The 19,851-nt window shown below is 53.1% G+C and carries 19 protein-coding genes; all 19 read left to right on the forward strand.

From position 1 onward, the window contains the following. The first annotated feature begins 38 nt into the window (after nt 1–38). The 19 genes from NSQ46_RS11290 (at nt 39) to NSQ46_RS11380 (ending at nt 19,805) form a co-directional block, all read left to right on the forward strand. Nucleotides 39–500 (forward strand): chemotaxis protein CheW, encoded by a 462-nt coding sequence (locus tag NSQ46_RS11290; RefSeq protein WP_007128733.1) that lies wholly within the window; start codon nt 39–41, stop codon nt 498–500. 2 nt (nt 501–502) lie between these two features. Then, the gene (locus NSQ46_RS11295; protein WP_007128732.1) at nt 503–1,129 is read left to right on the forward strand and encodes a chemotaxis protein CheC; all 627 of its coding nucleotides are present in this window, start codon (nt 503–505) and stop codon (nt 1,127–1,129) included. Then, nucleotides 1,122–1,619, forward strand: a complete 498-nt coding sequence (locus NSQ46_RS11300) for a chemotaxis protein CheD (protein WP_007128731.1) — start codon at nt 1,122–1,124, stop codon at nt 1,617–1,619. Before NSQ46_RS11295 ends, NSQ46_RS11300 begins: the two co-directional genes overlap by 8 nt. Nucleotides 1,620–1,621: 2 nt before the next feature. Next, on the forward strand, nt 1,622–2,041 hold the full coding sequence (locus NSQ46_RS11305; protein ID WP_007128730.1) for a hypothetical protein: 420 nt from the start codon (nt 1,622–1,624) through the stop codon (nt 2,039–2,041). 15 nt (nt 2,042–2,056) lie between these two features. Beyond that, entirely contained in the window at nt 2,057–2,845 is a 789-nt protein-coding gene (locus NSQ46_RS11310) for a FliA/WhiG family RNA polymerase sigma factor (RefSeq protein ID WP_007128729.1), read from the forward strand. A 31-nt stretch (nt 2,846–2,876) separates the two neighbouring features. Further along, the gene (locus NSQ46_RS11315) at nt 2,877–4,286 is read left to right on the forward strand and encodes a FapA family protein (protein WP_007128728.1); all 1,410 of its coding nucleotides are present in this window, start codon (nt 2,877–2,879) and stop codon (nt 4,284–4,286) included. Nucleotides 4,287–4,381: 95 nt separating this feature from the next. Beyond that, on the forward strand, nt 4,382–4,696 hold the full coding sequence (locus NSQ46_RS11320; protein ID WP_007128727.1) for a hypothetical protein: 315 nt from the start codon (nt 4,382–4,384) through the stop codon (nt 4,694–4,696). Between the two features lie 67 nt (nt 4,697–4,763). Further along, nucleotides 4,764–5,300 (forward strand): hypothetical protein, encoded by a 537-nt coding sequence (locus tag NSQ46_RS11325; protein ID WP_007128726.1) that lies wholly within the window; start codon nt 4,764–4,766, stop codon nt 5,298–5,300. Further along, nucleotides 5,297–5,941: a hypothetical protein gene (locus tag NSQ46_RS11330; protein ID WP_007128725.1), complete on the forward strand. Its 645-nt coding sequence runs from the start codon at nt 5,297–5,299 to the stop codon at nt 5,939–5,941. The genes NSQ46_RS11325 and NSQ46_RS11330 overlap by 4 nt, the downstream gene beginning before the upstream one ends. Before the next feature lie 245 nt (nt 5,942–6,186). After that, on the forward strand, nt 6,187–6,885 hold the full coding sequence (gene rpsB, locus NSQ46_RS11335) for a 30S ribosomal protein S2 (protein WP_007128724.1): 699 nt from the start codon (nt 6,187–6,189) through the stop codon (nt 6,883–6,885). A gap of 236 nt (nt 6,886–7,121) precedes the next feature. Continuing rightward, nucleotides 7,122–7,772 carry a translation elongation factor Ts gene (gene tsf / locus NSQ46_RS11340; RefSeq protein ID WP_007128723.1) on the forward strand — a complete coding sequence of 217 codons (651 nt, stop codon included), beginning with the start codon at nt 7,122–7,124 and terminating at the stop codon, nt 7,770–7,772. A 281-nt stretch (nt 7,773–8,053) separates the two neighbouring features. Next, nucleotides 8,054–8,782 (forward strand): UMP kinase, encoded by a 729-nt coding sequence (pyrH, locus tag NSQ46_RS11345; RefSeq protein WP_028405670.1) that lies wholly within the window; start codon nt 8,054–8,056, stop codon nt 8,780–8,782. Further along, nucleotides 8,782–9,336 carry a ribosome recycling factor gene (gene frr / locus NSQ46_RS11350; RefSeq protein WP_007128721.1) on the forward strand — a complete coding sequence of 185 codons (555 nt, stop codon included), beginning with the start codon at nt 8,782–8,784 and terminating at the stop codon, nt 9,334–9,336. The genes pyrH and frr overlap by 1 nt, the downstream gene beginning before the upstream one ends. 71 nt (nt 9,337–9,407) lie before the next feature. Beyond that, nucleotides 9,408–10,175, forward strand: coding sequence for an isoprenyl transferase (locus tag NSQ46_RS11355; protein WP_007128720.1), 768 nt, complete (start codon nt 9,408–9,410; stop codon nt 10,173–10,175). A gap of 20 nt (nt 10,176–10,195) precedes the next feature. Continuing rightward, the gene (locus NSQ46_RS11360) at nt 10,196–10,996 is read left to right on the forward strand and encodes a phosphatidate cytidylyltransferase (RefSeq protein ID WP_007128719.1); all 801 of its coding nucleotides are present in this window, start codon (nt 10,196–10,198) and stop codon (nt 10,994–10,996) included. Nucleotides 10,997–11,016: 20 nt separating this feature from the next. Next, the gene (locus NSQ46_RS11365) at nt 11,017–12,156 is read left to right on the forward strand and encodes a 1-deoxy-D-xylulose-5-phosphate reductoisomerase (RefSeq protein WP_210095132.1); all 1,140 of its coding nucleotides are present in this window, start codon (nt 11,017–11,019) and stop codon (nt 12,154–12,156) included. A 130-nt stretch (nt 12,157–12,286) separates the two neighbouring features. Continuing rightward, nucleotides 12,287–13,561, forward strand: coding sequence for an RIP metalloprotease RseP (gene rseP / locus NSQ46_RS11370; protein WP_007128717.1), 1,275 nt, complete (start codon nt 12,287–12,289; stop codon nt 13,559–13,561). A 259-nt stretch (nt 13,562–13,820) separates the two neighbouring features. Beyond that, nucleotides 13,821–15,278, forward strand: a complete 1,458-nt coding sequence (proS, locus tag NSQ46_RS11375; protein ID WP_007128716.1) for a proline--tRNA ligase — start codon at nt 13,821–13,823, stop codon at nt 15,276–15,278. Nucleotides 15,279–15,488: 210 nt separating this feature from the next. After that, nucleotides 15,489–19,805 (forward strand): PolC-type DNA polymerase III, encoded by a 4,317-nt coding sequence (locus NSQ46_RS11380; RefSeq protein ID WP_341342154.1) that lies wholly within the window; start codon nt 15,489–15,491, stop codon nt 19,803–19,805. The last annotated feature ends 46 nt before the right edge of the window (nt 19,806–19,851 follow it).

Raw genomic sequence — 19,851 nt, forward strand, 5'->3', positions numbered from 1 at the left:
ATAGCGGCAGGCCACATAATTTAAAGGAGGATTCAGTCATGGGAGAAGAAATCAAGGTTATCGTCTTTAAGCTCGGCACTGAGGAATACGGCATTGAGGTGGATAAGGTTCAAACGATTGAACGGATGATGCCGATTACGCGCGTACCGAAAACCTACGCTTTTGTAAAAGGTGTGATCAACCTTCGCGGCGTAGTCATCCCGGTTATTGATCTGCGGGGGCGCTTCGGATTGGCTGAGGTGGAGCCGACCGATCAAACCCGGATCATCATCGTTGCGGTCAGCGATATGCAGGTCGGCTTTATCGTCGATTCCGCCAGCGACGTCATCGACCTTAATACCGACGACATCGATTCACCGCCAGAAGTTGTCGGCGGGATTAAAGCGAAATATCTTCGCGGCGTCGCGCGGGTAGGAGAGGAGCGCCTTCTGGTCATGCTGAATCTGTCCGAAGTGCTGAACAAGAGCGAAATTATTCAGCTTGAAGGCCTTGAGGATTAATCGTGGAGCTGTTTAAGTATGGCAGGGAAGTCAAGATGGATGTGCTGAAGGAAGTGGGGAACATCGGTGCGGGGAATGCTGCAACGGCATTGTCCCGCTTGCTGGACAAGCCCATCGATATGGCCGTACCGAAAGTGCAGCTGCTTCCTTTTAAAGAAATCGCGGAAAGCGTGGGCGGCAGCGAGCAAGTGGTGCTGGCCGTCTTCCTGCGGGTGGAAGGCAGCGCACCGGGCAATCTGTTCTTTATCATGAGCCCTGAAGCGGGAAAAAATCTGCTCCAGAACCTGGCGGGCATCGAAGTGTCGGAGGACGAACAATTCTCCGAGATGGAGCTGTCGGCATTGTGCGAAATCGGCAACATCCTGGCCGGTTCCTATCTTTCCTCGCTTGCGGATTTTACCAATTTATCCATGACGCCGACCGTTCCGGGACTGGCCATGGACATGGCGGGCGCCATATTAAGCTACGGACTCCTTCAATTCGGAGAAATGGGAGACGATGCGCTCTTGATCAACACGACGTTTCTAGAGGGACAGAATGAAGTGGAAGGCCAGTTTTTTCTCATACCCGATCCACCTTCGTTCGCGCAAATATTCGAAGCCTTGGGAGTGCCTTTAGAGCATGATTGATGAGCAAAGCATCGTGAAGGTGGCCATGGCGGATCTGAACGTCGCAGGTCCAAACGGCATATTGCGCACGACCGGGCTTGGCTCCTGCGTCGGACTGACCTTGTATGATCCGGTTGCGAAGATCGGGGGGCTGGCCCATATCATGCTTCCGTCCTCCTCGATTGCCAGGGAGGGGCAGCTGAATCTGGCGAAGTATGCGGACACGGCCCTTCCGGTCCTTCTGAACAAAATGAAGGGACTGGGCGCCGTTCAAGCCAGGTTGGTTGCAAAAATGGCCGGCGGCGCGCAAATGTTCTCCTTTGCCGGAGCCGGCGATACCATGCGGATCGGCCCTCGGAATGTCGAATCGTGCAAAGAGGGACTCCAGCAGATGGGCATTGCCCTCATTGCGGAGGATACTGGAGAAAATTACGGAAGAACCGTGGAACTGGACTGTTCGACGGGGAAATTTACCGTGCGAAGTGTACAAAAGGGCATAAAGGAACTGTAGAGATGATGGAAAAACTGCGTTTTTATATCCTATCGGGAATTGCCGGATTTATTTTCACTTTTATTTTTTCCATACGCAACAATCTATGGACAACCAGTATGGCCCGGGCGTTCCTCGCCTTCGTGATCTGGTTTGTGCTGGCATTCTTATTGAAAGGGCTGCTGGACATCATCGCCGGCCGAAACGGAAACAGCCCGAAGGCAGGGAAGAGCGCCGATACCGGAACGGCTCAAGAGGATGAACGAGGGGCCGTCCTTGATCTGGCTACGCCGGACGAAGATGAGGAGCTGATGGATATGATCCACTCCGAAAACGGCAGCAAAGGCAAGGGCGGATTCGTTCCGCTCAACCCGCCCAAGCTGGTCTCAACTAAAGATCCCGAGGAACTGGCCAAGGCCGTTCGTCACCTTGCGGAAAAATAAGGAGGGTGAAGGCAATTGGACGAACGTAAGGCTACAATGCTGAATCATGCGGATTTATGGAGTGCATGGAAGGAAGATGGGGACCCGGAAGCGAAAAAGAAATTAATCGAAAATCATTTGCACATCGTTGACTATGTTTCAAGCCGCTTGGCCATCGGCCTTCCCAAGAACGTCTCGAAGGGAGATCTCGCCAGCAACGGCGTTATGGGGCTGATCGATGCCATCGAGAAATTCGACTACAAGCGCGGTCTGCAGTTCGAAACCTATGCCTCCTGGCGGGTTCGGGGCGCAATCCTTGATTCGCTTCGCCAGGGGGATTGGGTGCCTCGTTCCGTCCGAGAGAAGGCGAAGAAGATCGAAACTGCGTACCAGCAACTTGAACAAAAGTATTTGCGCAGCGTTAGCGATTCGGAGATGAGCAGCTACCTGGAGGTGTCCGAGAAGGAATTTCGGCACATGCTGCAGGAGGTGGCGGTGATGACGCTGACATCGCTGGAGGATCCGATTCGCGAGGAGGAGTCGGAGACACGCATGTCGGTTCTGGTTGACGAGAAAGCAAAAAATCCGGATCATAAGGTGCATGAATTTTACCTGCGGGAAGCGCTGAAGAAAGGGATCAGTAAATTAACCCCAAAGGAAAGAACCGTCGTTTCATTATTATATTATGAGGACTTATCACTTAGTGAAATCGCTGAAGTGATGTCGTTATCACCATCGCGTATTTCACAGCTTCACTCCAAGGCGATAATGAGACTACGGGGCGCGCTTGATAAAGATCGGGATTTGCTGATGCAAAACGATTGACGCTTGCCATTTAGGAAGGGGGTTGGCTGGATTGTCTCTAGATTATGCATTGGATCAGTACATGAGCGTCACGTTTTCGGATGACAAGGTTATCGCCTATATTCAGTTCACGAAATGGGAGGACGGGTTCTCCTGCTCGATTGAAGCGCTGGAGCAGTTCTTGCGAAGTCATGGCATTCGTTACGGGATCCAGCGGGATATCCTGCAGCGCATCGCCGGTCATGCGGAGGAATATCAATACAGCAGAACGCCGATAGCCATCGGAACGGAGCCTGTACACGGACAGAACGGAAGAATTGAATTCACCGTCGATTTCGGAGGGCAGACCCATGTAAAGCCGCTCGAGATTGAGGACGGCAAAGTCGATTATAAAGAAATCATTCGTTTAAATAATGTAAAGAAGGGCCAGCTGCTGGCGACCCGAGTCCCACCGACAAAGGGAGAGCCCGGGACGACGGTCACCGGTGAAGAGATCCCGAGCAAGCCGGGAAAGGAAGCTCATTTCAAGATCGGTAAAAACGTAGTGGTAAACGCGGAGAAAACGGCGATGTATGCGGCGATCGATGGTCTGCTTACAAGGACCGACAAGGGAAAAATCAACGTGTTTCCGGTATACGAAATTAATGGGGACGTCGATTACAGCATCGGCAATATCGACTTTGTCGGAACGGTCGTTGTCCGCGGAAATGTCCTGACCGGATTTCGAATCAAGGCGGCCGGCGATATCCGGGTGACGGGTTTTGTGGAAGGCGCCGAGCTTGATGCAGAGGGCTCGATCGATATTTCCGGCGGCATTATCGGCTATAACAAAGGATACGTCAAGGCCGGCCAGGATGTGAAGAGCTCCTTTATCCAGGACGGAAATGTCATTGCCGGAGCGAACGTGATCGTTTCCCAGAGCATTATGCACTCCAACATCCGCGCGGGTCGGAATATCGAATGCAATGGAACGAAAGGCTTGGTCGTCGGCGGCGTTTTGCAAGCCGGAGAGATGGTCGTCGCACGAACTGTCGGCAATAGCATGTCAACGGCGACCGTCATTGAGGTCGGTGTGCTTCCAGACCTGCGCAACGAATTGGCCGAGCTTCGCGCACAGCTGAAGCAGTTGATCGAAAGTGTGGACAAGACGGATAAAGCGCTTTATTTGCTGAATCAATTGGCGTCGACCGGCCAGCTGTCTCCGGACAAGATGGCGATGCGGATCAAGCTGAATGCAACGAGAAAGTCCAATATGGCGGAACAGACGGCAATTAAGGAACGGATGCTGGAAATCGAAAAGACGCTGGAGGATACCGGAAAAGCGAGGGTTAACGTCGTCAAGACCATATACGGCGGAGCCAAAATTGTGATCGGCCGGTATACCCGCTTCATCAAGGATCCCACGCAGCGGGTTTCTTTTTACTATCATGAGGGAGATGTCACGATGGTGCCGTTATTGTAGGAGCTTGTCGCAGAGGAGAGCTGCGTATGAGGCCTATGTAGTTGATCGAGCAGATGCATGTGGGAATGATCCTATTATAATGAGGTGATCTTCACTTGAGTTTGAAATCTGTCGAAATGCAAATTGCCGTACCGAGAACGAATGAGGCTGGAAAATTGCATAATGAACTTCAGCAGCGTCCGCAAAATGACCAAAATCTGCTTGCTGGCGAGCAGATCAAGAACAGCCGGGCCGAAGCCAAGCGGAGCGCCGAGGTCAGCGAGTCGTCTGAAACCGCGGTGCGCGATGATGGCAGCCGCCGGTCGCAAGGACAGCAGGGCCAGAGCGCGGACGGCGACGAATCGAAGGAGGCTGCCGAGCATCCGGCTGAGCATCCCTATAAAGGAAGAAACTTGGATATCTCATTATAGTGGGAGTTCGAGGAGTCGGTCTTTTTGAACAGCCTCTTATATTAAGTACACAAAGGAGTTAATCGTTTTGTATCCATGGATATACATCGTTTTGCTGGGCGCAGCGGCCGTACTGTATGCGTTCATGCTGCCTAAACGCCGGGAGGAGAGCGCATCCGGGGAACAGCTGGTGAAGGAAGTCGAGGCTACGCTCGAAGGATACATGGCCGAAATCCAGCAGGAGAACGAGCAGCTGGTAGAGCTGATCCGGAAGATGAAGGAAGAACAGAGCGCCAAGCTGATCGAGCAGCAGGAGCAGGCGGAGCAATGGAGCGCAAGGATCGTGGAATTGGAGAGGAAGGCAGCCGCATCCGAAGACAGGCTCCGCGCTGCGGAGGACCAGCTTGCGAAGGTGCTGTCATCGGTGACGGAAGATCGCCAGGCGGGCGCTGCTTCGAATAGGGAGGCGGAGCCGCATATGCCTTCAATCAAGGAGCGATACGCCGAACTGTTCGAATGGTATGATCAGGGTAAATCGATCGATATGATTGCCAAGGCTTCGGGTATGCAGCGCGGCGAGGTTCAGCTGATTATTCAACTGGCCAGACAGGAGGAATCCGTATGATCAGGAACCGAACCTTCATGATGGGACTGGGCCTCGGCATCGTGGCAGGAGCCGTGCTGCTTCAGCTTATGCTGATCGGCCAAGGGGCACAGCTGACCAAAGCCTCATTGACCGGGGAGCTGACGAAGGAAGAGCTGCAGGCTGCGGCCGAAGCAATGGATATGCAAGTGCTGGACAAATCCGAGGAGCTTTTGACCGCTGAGCAGTGGAAGCAGAAGCAGCTTAGCGAGGAAACGTCTGAGGGCGGGGAGCAGCCTAAGGCTGATGAACAAGACAAGCCTTCGGAACCGGCTGACAATACCGGGACGGATAAGCGAAAGACGCCGAAGCAGCCTAAACAGCCGGATCAGCCTGAAGCCGCAAAGACCAAGGAGATGCAGCAAGCAGCAGCACCTTCGGAGCCCAAGGCGCCGGCTAAAGCCAATGCTCCGATAACCGTCCGCGTGCCTGCCGGCAACAACCTCAGCGATGTGGCCGACAGTCTGCTTGCAGCCGGGGTGATCAAGGACAGGCAGGGATTCATCGACAAAGCAACCGAGAAGAGGATTAACCGCTTTATCCAGAGCGGAACGTACACGTTCACGGCGGGCGAGGATTACGGCTCGATCATAACGAAAATAACGGCAAAACCGTCCAACTAGACTTCTGGTTGCGAACGGTTTTTTTTGAAGTCATAACCGGGCCTTATTTAGGGGTGAAATGGGCCGTTTAGGACATGCACAAAAGACATTGCAACCTGCCTTCGGTTATGTTATAGTAATTGACGGTGTTAAAACACACGCCAGAGTGATTCCGTAAAGGGTGCTTCTGCGAAGAGCGGGAGTCTTGACGGGAAATGATCTTGGCGGAGGGACACACAAAAACCAAATTTAGGAGGTGCGTGAAGATGGCAGTAATCTCCATGAAGCAGCTTTTGGAAGCTGGCGTTCACTTCGGTCACCAGACTCGTCGCTGGAACCCGAAAATGGATAAATATATCTTCACTGAAAGAAACGGTATCTACATTATCGACCTGCAAAAAACGGTCAAGAAAGTTGAAGAAGCATTCAACTTTGTGAAAAGCATTGCTGCTGAGAACGGAACCATCCTGTTCGTCGGCACGAAGAAGCAAGCTCAAGATTCCGTTAAGGAAGAAGCAGAGCGTTGCGGTATGTACTACATCAACCAACGCTGGCTCGGCGGAACGCTGACAAACTTCGAAACGATCCAGAAGCGTATCAACCGCTTGAAGCAGCTCGAATCTTGGGAAGAAGACGGCACGTTCCAAGTGCTGCCTAAGAAAGAAGTTATCCTTCTCCGCAAAGAGAAAGATCGTCTTGAGAAATTCCTGGGCGGCATCAAGAACATGAAGGGTCTTCCAAGCGCATTGTTCGTAATCGACCCTCGCAAAGAGCGCATCGCTGTTGCGGAAGCCCGCAAATTGGGTATCCCAATCGTAGGCATCGTGGATACGAACTGTGATCCGGATGAAATCGACTACGTAATCCCAGGTAACGATGACGCGATCCGTGCGGTTAAATTGCTGACAGGCAAAATGGCCGACGCTGTTGTTGAAGCTCACCAAGGTGAAGAAACAACCGCTTAATCGGGATTAAACGTATAACCATGAATTAAATGAAAAGGGTGGTTGGTAGGTGGATAACCTCTCACCGCCCTTTTTTTAAGATGTCAGTACATAAGAGTCTGATATCTAAAGATGATTTTGCAAATGATGAATACTTAGAAGGCGAAGCGGCCTTTGGGTTGGACCTCGCCGTTTCCGGCGAATAAAACCTTGACCGAGGCTACCGCTTCATCAATACCAATTTGGAGGGAATTGAAATGGCAGTAACAGCTAGTGCGGTAAAAGAACTTCGCGAAAGAACAGGCGCAGGCATGCTGGATTGCAAAAAAGCGCTGGACGAAACAAACGGTGATATCGATAAAGCGATCGCGGTTCTTCGCGAAAAAGGTTTGGCGGCAGCTGCGAATAAAGCAGGTCGTATCGCAACTGAAGGTGTTGTAGAATCCTACATCCACGGCGGCGGACGCATCGGCGTTCTCGTTGAAATCAACTGCGAAACCGACTTCGTCGGCAAGACCGATCAATTCAAAGAGTTTGCCCGCGATATCGCAATGCACATCGCTGCAGCAAACCCTAAATATGTTCGACGCGAGGAAGTTCCTGCTGAGGAGCTTGAGAAAGAGAAGGAAATTCTCAAGAACCAAGCGCTGAACGAAGGCAAGCCTGAGAAAATCGTTGAAAAAATGGTTGAAGGCCGCATCAACAAATACTATGAAGAGAACTGCTTGATGGAGCAGGCATTCATTAAGGATCCGGACAAAACCATCAATACGCTGCTGAACGAGAAAATCAGCACGATCGGCGAGAACATCTCGATCCGTCGTTTTGCTCGCTTCGAGCTGGGCGAAGGCCTTGAGAAGAAACAAGAAAACTTCGCAGAAGAAGTTATGGCTCAGGTGAATAATTAATTCGAATGAGCTAATATAAGTAAGAGGAAAGAGTGGAACACACCCGTGTTCCTTCTTTTTTAAAGAGAGATAAGAATGCGATGCAGCCCGGAGTAGAGACTACCCTTATCTCGTTAGAGAGAACCGACTATAGTCTGATTAGACGACCAGGATGTTTCTACTTGAGACGGATGTGTTTACCCGATTTTTTTAACCGTCAAGCAGTGCCGGTGTGTCTGTCTGTCGTTTTTCAAACGGGCGTCTGTACAACGAGGCGCCGTCTTAAAGTGGAGGGTTATCATTTGGAACAGCCTGTATATAAACGAGTCATATTGAAAGTTAGCGGGGAATCCCTTGCAGGTCAGAACGGATATGGAATTGATGCGGATACGATCGGTTCAATCGCAGAGCAGGTTCGCGATGTCGTAGAGCTTGGTGTGGAAGTGGCCATCGTCTGCGGCGGCGGAAACATCTGGCGCGGCATTGCCGGCAGCGCGAACGGGATCGACCGAGCGACTGCGGATTATATGGGGATGCTCGCAACCGTGATGAATTCCCTGGCGCTTCAGGATGCATTGGAGCAAATCGGAGTGCCGACCCGTGTGCAAACATCCATCTCCATGCAGCAAATTGCAGAACCGTATATTCGTCGCAGAGCGATAAGACATCTGGAAAAAGGCCGTGTCGTTATTTTCGCGGCGGGAACGGGTAACCCATACTTCTCCACCGATACGACTGCAGCGCTTCGCGCAGCGGAAATCGAAGCAGAAGTGATTTTGATGGCTAAGAACAAAGTGGACGGAGTGTATTCCGCTGATCCATTTAAGGATGAAACTGCTGAGAAATACGAGCAGCTTACGTATCTTGATGTATTGAACAAAAACCTTGGGGTAATGGACTCTACAGCTTCATCGTTATGTATGGACAACAACATTCCGCTCATCGTATTCGCCATAACGGAGCAAGGCAATATCAAGCGTGTCGTTCTGGGTGAGAAAATCGGAACGATTGTCAAAGGGAGTGTAGATTAATGCCGCAATCAGTGAAAAAGAACGCAGAAGAACGCATGGAAAAAGCGATTTTGGCTTTGAGACGCGATCTGGCTACGCTGCGCGCAGGACGGGCAGCGCCAGCCCTTCTCGACCGGATTACGGTTGAGTACTACGGAGCGCCTACGCCGATCAACCAACTGGCAAACATCAGCACGCCGGATTCCCGGACACTGATGATTCAGCCTTGGGATAAGTCGTCTTTGGCAGATATCGAAAAGGCGATCATGAAATCGGATCTCGGATTGACGCCGGCGAACGACGGCATGCAAATCCGCCTGGTGATTCCTGCACTCACGGAAGAGCGCAGAAGCGAATTGGTCAAAATGACCAAGAAATTCGGCGAGGAAGCGAAAGTGGCCATCCGCAACATTCGCCGTGATGCCAACGATGACATCAAAAAGATGGAGAAAACGGATATTTCCGAGGACGAGTCCCGGAGACATCAGGAAGATATCCAGAAAACGACGGATAAATTTATCGCGGAAGTCGACAAAGTCCTCGTTGCCAAAGAAAAAGAGATTATGGAAGTGTAAGAGACTTGCGGCCCCTCCGGTTATGGTGGGGTTTGTCTCTTTTTTGCAGAAAGAAGCCTGGAGGAAATGGAATGATCAAACGGGTTCGATCGTGGTTGAATCAGGAGGACAGTCAGCAGACGCATCAGCTCTCTCCGGACAACATCCCTCATCATGTGGCAATTATTATGGACGGTAACGGACGCTGGGCTAAACGGCGCGGCATGCCGCGAATCGTCGGTCACCAGAACGGCATGAAGGCTGTCAAAAGAGCGGCCATCGCCGCCGATGATTTAGGGATCAAAATATTGACGATGTATGCTTTTTCGACGGAAAACTGGACTCGGCCGAAGGAGGAAGTGGATTTTCTTATGAAGCTTCCCCAGGAGTTCCTGGCCATTGAGCTGGAAGAGCTCATTGAGAAGAATGTCCAGGTCAGAATGATGGGGCATCCGGAGGACCTGCCGTCCCATACGGTGTCCGCGATGGAAGAGGCCGTTGCCAGAACGGCGGACAACACGGGGCTTGTGCTGAATTTTGCGCTTAATTACGGCAGCCGGAAAGAGATCACCGAGAGTTTTAAAGCGCTCGGGCAGGAAGTGCGTGACGGAATTCTTCGTCCTGAAGATATAACCGAGGAACTGATCGGTCAGCGGCTCCTCACAGGCGATTTGCCGGATCCGGATCTGCTTATCCGGACGAGCGGGGAATTGCGTTTGAGCAATTTCATGCTTTGGCAGCTTGCTTATAGCGAATTATGGTTTACCGACATTTATTGGCCGGAGTTTACCAAAGAACATTTGGTCGCGGCAGTTGCCGATTATCAACATAGAACACGGCGCTACGGTGGACTGTCGTAGCCGATGGAGGATGGGTCATATTGAAGCAGCGATTGATTACCGGAATTATAGCGGGCACGGTCTTTTTGGGATTATGTTTCATCGGTGGACTGTCGTACCATCTTCTTATCCTGGCCATGGCACTCATCGGATACTATGAGTTTGTGAAAATGACGAAAACGGCGCCGTTCGGTGGAACGGCGTGGATCGGTTATGCAGGAGTGCTGCTGCTGGTGTTCCCGTGGAATTTGCTGAATATCGATGTTCAGCTCCCTTGGGAACACGCGATATGGCTCCTGCTTCTGCTGTTCCTGCTGGCAACGGTGACCACGAAGAATGCCATTGATATTCAACGGGTCGCTTTGCTGTTCCTGGGTGCAGTCTATGTCGGCATCGGCTTCTCCTTCATCGCCGAGTCGCGGCATGCGGAGGACGGTCACGGCATCTTTTGGACGTTCCTTCTGCTGGGCTCCATCTGGGCGAGCGATGCCGGGGCCTATTTTGTCGGGAAGGCGGCAGGGCGGCATAAGCTGTGGCCTTCCATCAGTCCGAACAAAACGATCGAGGGTGCACTTGGCGGTGTCGTCATCGCTGTGTTCACATCCCTGATCTTTTCCTTTTTCTCGAATGGATTATTATCGGCCGGACAAGCCGTTCTGATCGGTCTGTCTTGTGCCGTCATCGGTCAGCTGGGAGATCTGGTGCAGTCCGCCTACAAGAGGGTGTACGGCATTAAGGATTCAGGCAGCCTGCTGCCCGGGCACGGCGGAATACTGGATCGCTGCGACAGCTGGATCGTCGTATTCCCGTTCGTACATATGCTTGGCCTTCTGCCTTACTGATGGAAAGGAAAGATGTATTTATGAAGAAAATCAGCGTTCTCGGGTCTACCGGCTCGATCGGTACACAGACTTTGGATGTCGCCAGGATGCATCGGGACCAGTTTCAGATCGAAGGTTTGGCTGCTGGGAGCAACGTGGAGCTGCTGCTTCAGCAGGCGAAGGAATTTGGGCCGCGTAAAGTTTCGGTCGCAACCAAGGAGCTCGCGGACCTGGTGAAGCATTCCCTGCCTGCCGGAACGGAAGTGTTCTATGGGCGGGAAGGCTTGATCGAGATCGCCGCCGGAACGGATGCCGAGCTGGTGGTCACGGCGGTCGTGGGAAGCATGGGACTCCCATCCACCCTGGCGGCCATCGAAGCGGGGAAGAACATCGGACTTGCGAATAAGGAGACACTGGTAACGGCAGGGCATCTGGTGACTGCGGCGGCAGCGGCGAAAGGGGTCAAGCTTCTTCCCATCGACAGCGAGCATTCGGCCATATTCCAGTGCTTGAACGGGGAACGGTACGAGGATATCGAGCGGATCACGTTAACGGCGTCCGGCGGATCCTTTCGCGACTACACGCGGGAGCAGCTGGTGAACGTAACGGTTGAGGACGCATTGAAGCATCCGAATTGGTCCATGGGGGCCAAGATCACGATTGATTCGGCAACGATGGTCAACAAGGGGCTTGAGGTGATCGAAGCCCATTGGCTGTATGGACTTCCCTACGAGCAGATTTCCGTATTGCTTCATCCGGAGAGCATTATTCATTCCTTCGTCGAGTTTCGGGATTCCAGCATTATCGCGCAGTTAGGCAACCCGGACATGAGAGTGCCAATCCAGTATGCCCTGACGTATCCGGAACGCTGGAATTCTCCGGCACCAAGGCTTTCGTTGGCGGAAGCGGGCAGGCTGAATTTTCGAGAAATGGATTTTGAACGCTTTCCGTGTTTAAGGCTTGCCTATGAATGTGGTAAAATGGGAGGGACGGCGCCAACCGTATTCAATGCTGCCAACGAGGTGGCGGTTGCCCGGTTCCTGCGCAAGGAAATCTCCTTCCTTCGGATCGAAGAGATCATCGAGCAAGTGCTTGAGCAGCACGAGATCCATTCGGAGCCGACGCTCGAAACGATCGAAGCGAGCGATCAATCCGCGCGCGAGCTTGCTTCCAGACTATAGGATCAGATGTCACATCATAATCTCCCTTGAAAAAAGCTGACAGCTTGTGATTCTCTTGTGGACGACAGGAGAATAATGATAATCTATAGGGACATACTGCGTTCTCAGAGGAAAAGGGGGATGTACGGATTTGGAAATGCTGCGGATCGTTTTTTTAACGGTGCTCATGTTTTTTGTCATTGTCACAGTGCATGAATGGGGGCACTATTACTTTGCCCGGCGTGCGGGGATCTTGGTGCGGGAATTTGCGATCGGCTTTGGACCGAAGCTGTTCTCTTATAAACGCAACGAAACGCAGTTTACGCTTCGCCTGCTGCCTTTCGGCGGATATGCGCGCATGGCGGGCGAAGACCCTGAACTGGTTGAAATTCATCCAGGTCAGACGATTGCGGTCCGATTGAATTCGGACAATCAGGTAAAGAAGATTTATTTAGACCAGCTCGACAACCGGAAGAACGTGATCCGCGGAGAGGTCGAATTCATGGATATGGTGGATCGGCTGTCGGTGCGGCTGGATGTGGACGGCGAGCACCAGCAGTACCAGATTCACCCGCAGGCGATGACCGTGGCCAAAGGCATTGAGACCCAGATCGCGCCAAGAGACCGCCAGTTCGGCAGCAAGACGGTCGGACAGAGAGCCTTGGCCATCTTTGCCGGGCCGGTGATGAACTTTATTCTGGCTTTTGTTCTGTTCGCGCTGCATATTCAGATGGCGGGCATTCCGGTCGAAAATCCGACTTATGTGCAGATCGGAGAGATTACAAAAGGCATGCCGGCCGATGAGGCGAACCTGAAGAAGGGTGACATCATCGAGAGCATTAACGGTGTTGCCATCGGCTCGGATTATCAGAAGATGATCGAATTGATCGCCGCATCCAAGGACAAGCCGATGGATTGGACCGTCCGCCGCGGCGACGAATCCTTCGAGCTGACACTGACGCCGCGCACGATGGAAGGCCAGGAAGGCGGCAAGGTCGGGATCGTTCCTGAGCTTCCGACCAGATCGGCAGGCATCGGTGAGACGATTACGGGCGCGGGTACCGCGATGGTAGACACGACAAGCATTATTTTCCAAGGGTTCAGGCAATTGATCCAGCAATTCTCGATGGATGATCTTGGAGGCCCGGTCCGCACATTCGAAGTGACCGGACAGATCGCGAAGCAAGGAATTGAACAGCTGACCTATTGGGCGGCCATATTGAGCTTGTATCTCGGCATCTTCAATCTGCTGCCGATTCCGGCGCTTGACGGCAGCCGGCTCGTGTTCCTCGGCATAGAGGCATTGCGCGGGAAGCCGATTGATCCGAACCGGGAAGGCATGGTGCATTTTATCGGCTTTGCGATGCTGTTTCTGCTGATGATTGCCGTGACGTACAATGACATACTTCGCTTAATCAACGGATAAAACATCCAGCGGGGTGTACCCGTGCAGCGATCAGCCGTAAGCTCTCTTTGCATAGGAGCGGCTTTACGCTGAAGCTCTCGGATCTTTAGCCTCCTGGGGTTTTCCGTTACCGGCAGGCCTCTTCCCGAATGCACGAGTGATACGAACCGTCATTCGCAGGGCCTGCTTACACATATCGCCAATAGCGCCGCATTCGGAAGCAGGCTTACAGCACAATCGCCCGAAGAAGCGTTTTAATAATGGGAGGAACAGGATTTTTATGTCGAAGGAATCGAAGGATAAACAATTCGTGACGGAGATCACGCCGCAAGGAGAGGACTTCTCCCGCTGGTATATCGATGTCATCAAAAAAGCGGACCTGATGGATTATTCGCCGGTCCGGGGCTGCATCGTGTTCAAGCCGGACGGCTATGAAATTTGGGAGCATATCCAGGAGGAGCTGGATCGCCGTTTCAAGGAAACGGGGCACCGCAATGCGTACTTCCCGCTGTTCATTCCGGAAAGCTTCTTCCAGAAAGAGAAAGAGCATGTAGAAGGCTTCAATCCGGAGCTGCCATGGGTAACCGAGGCGGCAGGAGAAAAGCTGGAGGAACGTCTGGCGATTCGACCGACGTCCGAAACGATGTTCGGGCATATGTACTCCAAATGGATTCAATCCTATCGCGATCTCCCGGTGAAGATCAACCAGTGGGCGAACGTGGTACGTTGGGAGAAGCGAACGCTGCCGTTCCTCCGTACAAGCGAATTCCTGTGGCAGGAGGGCCACACGGCTCATGAAACCGAAGCCGAGGCTCGGGAAGAAACGATGCAAATGCTGGACATCTACCAGGATTTTGTTGAGAACTATTTGGCTATTCCGGTGATTAAAGGACAGAAGACGCCATCGGAGAAGTTCGCCGGAGCCGTCGACACGTTCTCCATCGAAGCTATGATGAAGGACGGACGAGCTGTCCAGGCAGGGACGTCCCATTATATGGGCACCAATTTTGCGGAGGCCTTCGAGATTCAGTATTTGAACCGCGAAAATACGCTGGAGTATGCCCACACCACATCTTGGGGCGTCAGCACGCGTCTGATCGGCTCCTTGATCATGGTTCACGGGGATGACCGAGGATTGGTGCTCCCGCCGAAGGTTGCGCCGACTCAGGTCATTATGATTCCGATCGGTCCTCCGAAGACTCGTGATGCCGTGGTTGGCCGTACGGACGAGCTCTACCGTGAATTGAAAGCGGCCGGTATCCGGGTTCGTGTGGACGATAATCCGGATGTGCGCCCGGGCTGGAAGTTTAATGAGTATGAAATGCGCGGCGTTCCGGTGCGACTGGAGATCGGACCTCGTGATATGGAAAACGGGGTTTGCGTGCTGGTATCCCGAATCACCGGCGAGAAGAAAGTCGTCGAGCAGGCCAATCTGGTCCAAGAGGTTCAGAGCATGCTGGAGCAGGTGCATCAAGAAATGTATAACCGCGCGAAGCAGTTCCGCGAGGATCATTTCTATTCGGTGGATACACTGGACGAGATGAAGGCGAGCATGGAAGAGAAGCGCGGATTTACCCTGGCGGGTTGGTGCGGCTCCGAGGCTTGCGAGGATACCGTAAAGCAGGAGACCGGGGCGACCAGCCGGAACATACCTTTTGAGCCGGGCGAGACGAAGACGAAATGTCTCGTTTGCGGTGATGATGCGAAGCATACCGTACTGTTTGCCAGAGCGTATTAATATACCGATAATTTGATATTCCGGGTAGAGGGAGGAGGGCTACAGATTGCTTCTTCGTTCTCCTGTACCCGGAATATGTGCGTCTGGAGCAAGCTTCCGGATGGCAGTAGACCCATCGCTCTGTTTCGAGGCAGGACGTGTGGATGCTGCCGGCGGAAGCTTCTACTGTTTTTATAAGCAATTCGCGTGAAAACTTAGGGGGAGGGAACCATGGGCACAGCAGAAGATAAAAGGAAACGGCTTGAACTGCTGATGAAGCAGGGCGAAGTTCCGGCCAATCTGGTGGAACCCTATTTCTTGGACGGTATCATCGAGCAGGTGGAGACGAGCCGGGCGAGCAAGGAGTGGAAGATTACGATCCTGAAGGAGACGCTCGTTCCCGCCGAGGTGTATCGGACCTTCTGCCTGAGAATACAGGAGAAGATGAATCATATTGCCCGCATCGTATTTGTATTCCGGTATCAGGGCAATGTGCAGGCTGCCGACATTGTGCAGGAGTACTGGAATTTGTTCCTGGAGTGGGTACACCGTGAGATTCCATCCGTTAACGGCTGGATGACCCGGGCCCGGCACGAGGTGGAGGACGGGCAGCTGCTGCTGACGATGTCGGACGGCATGTCGCTCGAGCTTGCCCGGAAGAAGCAAATCGATACGGCCATCACCCGCTTCTTCAGCCATTACTTCGATCTTCAGCTCCGCGTTAAAATGCAGGTCGGCGATAATGGGCAGGCTGCCTATGAGGAATTTGAGCAGCGCAAGCGGCAGGAAGAGCGGGAGGTTATCGAGCAGCTCATGAGCAGCCTGGAAGCCGAGATGGATGCCGGTGACGAGGATGAGGCTCCGGACCGGCTGCAGGTCGGCTACGACATAAAGGACCAGCCGGTATCTATCCAGGATATCCAGGACGAGGAGAAGAAGATTACGATCCAAGGTACAATCTTTGGCTTGGACCGAAAGGAACTGCGAAACGGCAGCACGCTGTTCACCTTCAATTTGACCGATTTCAGCGATTCCTTGCAGATGAAGATGTTTGCCAAGACGAAGGATGATCTGAAAGTGTTGAGCCTGCTTGCCGACGGCAAATGGGTTAAGGCCAGAGGCCGGGTGGAATATGACCGGTTCATGCAGGTGCCGGAGCTGGTCATGATTCCTACGGATTTGTCCGAGGTGAAAGCTCCGCCATCGCGGAAGGATAATGCGCCTGAAAAGCGGGTCGAATTCCATCTCCACACGACCATGAGCACGATGGATGCCGTTACGCCGATCGACCGCTATATCAAAACGGCGGCGAGCTGGGGACATAAGGCGATTGCCGTCAGCGATCATGGCGGTGTACAGTGCTATCCCGACGCGGCGAAGCATGCGAAGAAGAACGGGATCAAGATGATTTACGGACTCGAGGCGAACGTCGTTAACGATGCGGTGAATATCGTGGAGCAGGCGAAGCCGATCGAGCTGAGCAGCGCAACCTACGTCGTCTTCGATATCGAGACAACGGGTCTGTCGATAACCGCGAACAAAATTATCGAGCTGGCCGCCGTCAAAATGCATGAGGGCAAGGAAATCGACCGGTACGCGACGTTCGTCAATCCGCATGAGCGGATACCGTACCATATTCAGCAATTGACAAACATCAACGATGATATGGTAAGGGACGCGCCGGAGCTTGAACCGGTTCTGAAGGAGTTCGTCGAATTCGTTGGGGACGCGGTGCTTGTCGCGCACAATGCAAGGTTCGACGTGGGCTTCATTCAGGCATCGCTGCAAAATGCCGGCATGGACACACTGGACAACCCGTATCTGGATACCCTGGAGCTTGCGCGGCTTTTGCATCCGGGGATGAAAAACCACCGGCTCAACACGCTTGCCGATAAATACAAGGTTGCGCTCGAAAGCCATCACCGTGCGATCGATGATACCGTTGCACTCGCGGGCATCCTGAACGGACTGCTTGCGGACGCGGACAAAATGAAGGGGATCAAGATGCTGGACCGGCTGAACGACTACGTCGGCATGGACCTGTCCAATGCGCGTCCGTTCCACTGCGGCATTTATGCCTTGAACATGACGGGCAAGAAGAATCTGTACAAGCTGGTGTCGATGTCGCATACGGAGTATTTTAAGCGCGTGCCTTGCATACCGAAATCCAAGCTTCAGGAGATGCGCGAAGGCTTGCTTGTATTGTCCGGTTGCGAAAAGGGCGAGTTTTTCGAGACGGTGCTCAACAAGACCGAGGAAGAAGCGGAAGAAATTGCGGCCTTCTATGATGTGCTGGAGATCCAGCCGCTGACGATGTATATGCATTTGGTGGATAAAGGCCTGGTCGGCAGTCCCGAAGAAATCAAGACGGCCATATCCAAAGTGGTGCGGATCGGCGAGAAGCTGAACAAGCCGGTGATCGCCACAGGTAACGTGCACTATCTGGAACCGCGGGACAAGCTGTTCAGGGACATTACGATCCATGGTATTACCGGATTCAGTCCGCTGAAGGATATGCGCAAGCCTGATGCGCATTTCCGGACAACGGAGGAGATGCTGGAGGAATTCGAGTTCTTGGGCGAGGATAAGGCTTATGAAGTCGTCGTAACCAATACGTCGGAGCTGGCAGACCGGTTCGAAGAGCTGGAGCTGTTCCCGGATAAGCTGTTCACTCCGATCCTGGAAGGAGCGGACGAAGAGATCCGCAACACCTGCTATGAGACAGCACGGTCGATTTACGGGGACGATCTGCCGGAGGTTGTCGTAGCCCGGCTGGAGAAGGAGCTTGAGCCGATTATCAAATACGGCTTCTCCGCGAACTATCTGATCTCCGAGCGCCTGGTAAAAAAATCGAACCGCGACGGATACTTGGTCGGCTCACGGGGATCCGTCGGATCTTCGGTCGTTGCCACCTTCCTCGGCATTTCCGAGGTTAACCCGCTGCCGGCGCATTACATCTGCCTGAACAAAGAGTGCAAGCACAGCGAGTGGTTCCTCGACGGCAGCGTCCCGAGCGGTTTCGACTTGCCGGACAAGGCTTGCCCGAACTGCGGCAACATGATGAAAGGCGAAGGACAGGATATTCCGTTTGAGACGTTCCTCGGCTTCAAAGGGGACAAGGTTCCCGATATCGACTTGAACTTCTCCGGGGAATATCAGCCGCATGCCCATAACTTTACGAAGGAAATGTTCGGAGAGAAGAGCGTGTTTCGGGCGGGGACGATCGGTACCGTCGCCGAGAAGACGGCGTTCGGCTTTGCAAAGAAATATGAGGAGCATCATAACAAGCGTTGGCGTGGTGCGGAGCTGAACCGGCTAGCCGCCGGCTGTACCGGCGTGAAACGAAGCACCGGTCAGCATCCCGGCGGTATCGTCGTTGTCCCGGACTATATCGAGGTGGAGGATATCACCCCGGTTCAGTATCCGGCCGACGACGTCAACGCCGAATGGAAGACCACGCATTTCGATTACCACGCCTTTGATGCGAACCTGCTGAAGCTTGATATTCTGGGACACGATGATCCGACGATGATGAGAATGCTGCAGGATCTGACCGGCGTCGATCCAACGACGATTCCGATGAACGATCCGAAGGTAATGAGCATGTTCAACTCCACGGAAGCGCTCGGGGTAACCCCGGAGCAAATCCGTTCTCCGGTGGCGACCTACGGCGTTCCGGAGATGGGAACCAAGTTCGTACGGCAGATGCTTGTGGAATCCCAGCCGTCCAGCTTTGCCGACCTGCTGCAAATTTCCGGCCTCTCGCACGGTACCGGCGTATGGCTCGGCAATGCGCAGGAGCTTATCAAGAACGGCACATGCAACATCAAGACGGTTATCGGCTGTCGTGACGATATCATGCTGTTCCTGATCTACAAGGCCGGGATGGATGCAAGCCTCGCCTTCAAGATTACGGAGAGCGTGCGGAAGGGTAAGGGGCTTACCCAGGAGTGGATCGACGAGATGAAGCGATGCAAGGTGCCTCAGTGGTACATTGACTCCTGTCTCAAAATCCAGTACATGTTCCCGAAAGCCCACGCGGCTGCATATGTTATCTCGGCAGTGCGTACCGCGTATTTCAAGCTGTATTATCCGATCGAATACTATGCGACGTACTTCTCGGTCCGCGCCGAGGATATTGATATTGAGCTGTGCTGTCAAGGATATGAGGCGATTTACCGCCGAATCGAGGAGATCGAGCAGCTCGGCTTCGGAGCCAGCGCGAAGGAGAAAGGCATGCTGCCGATCCTGGAAATGGCGCTGGAAATGACGGCCAGAGGCTTTACCTTCAAGAGCATCGATCTTTATCGTTCGGATGCAACGAAATTTACGGTTGACGGAAATTCGCTCATCCCGCCGTTCTCGGCCTTGGCCGGTATCGGCGAAAACGCCGCCCGCAACATTGCGGCTGCGCGCGAATTCGGCGAGTTTTTATCGATAGAAGATTTCCAGCAGAAGTCCAAGGCGAGTAAGACGGCGGTGGAACTTCTGACCCAGATGGGCTGCTTCCGCGGTTTGCCGGAGAGCAATCAGCTCTCATTATTCTGATTTCTTCATATCTCTCAGGCCGGGCCCGTTGCTGCTCAGGAGGCTT

Source organism: Paenibacillus sp. FSL M8-0142 (genome assembly GCF_038597315.1).
GTDB classification, from domain to species: Bacteria; Bacillota; Bacilli; order Paenibacillales; family Paenibacillaceae; genus Paenibacillus_AQ; species Paenibacillus_AQ lactis.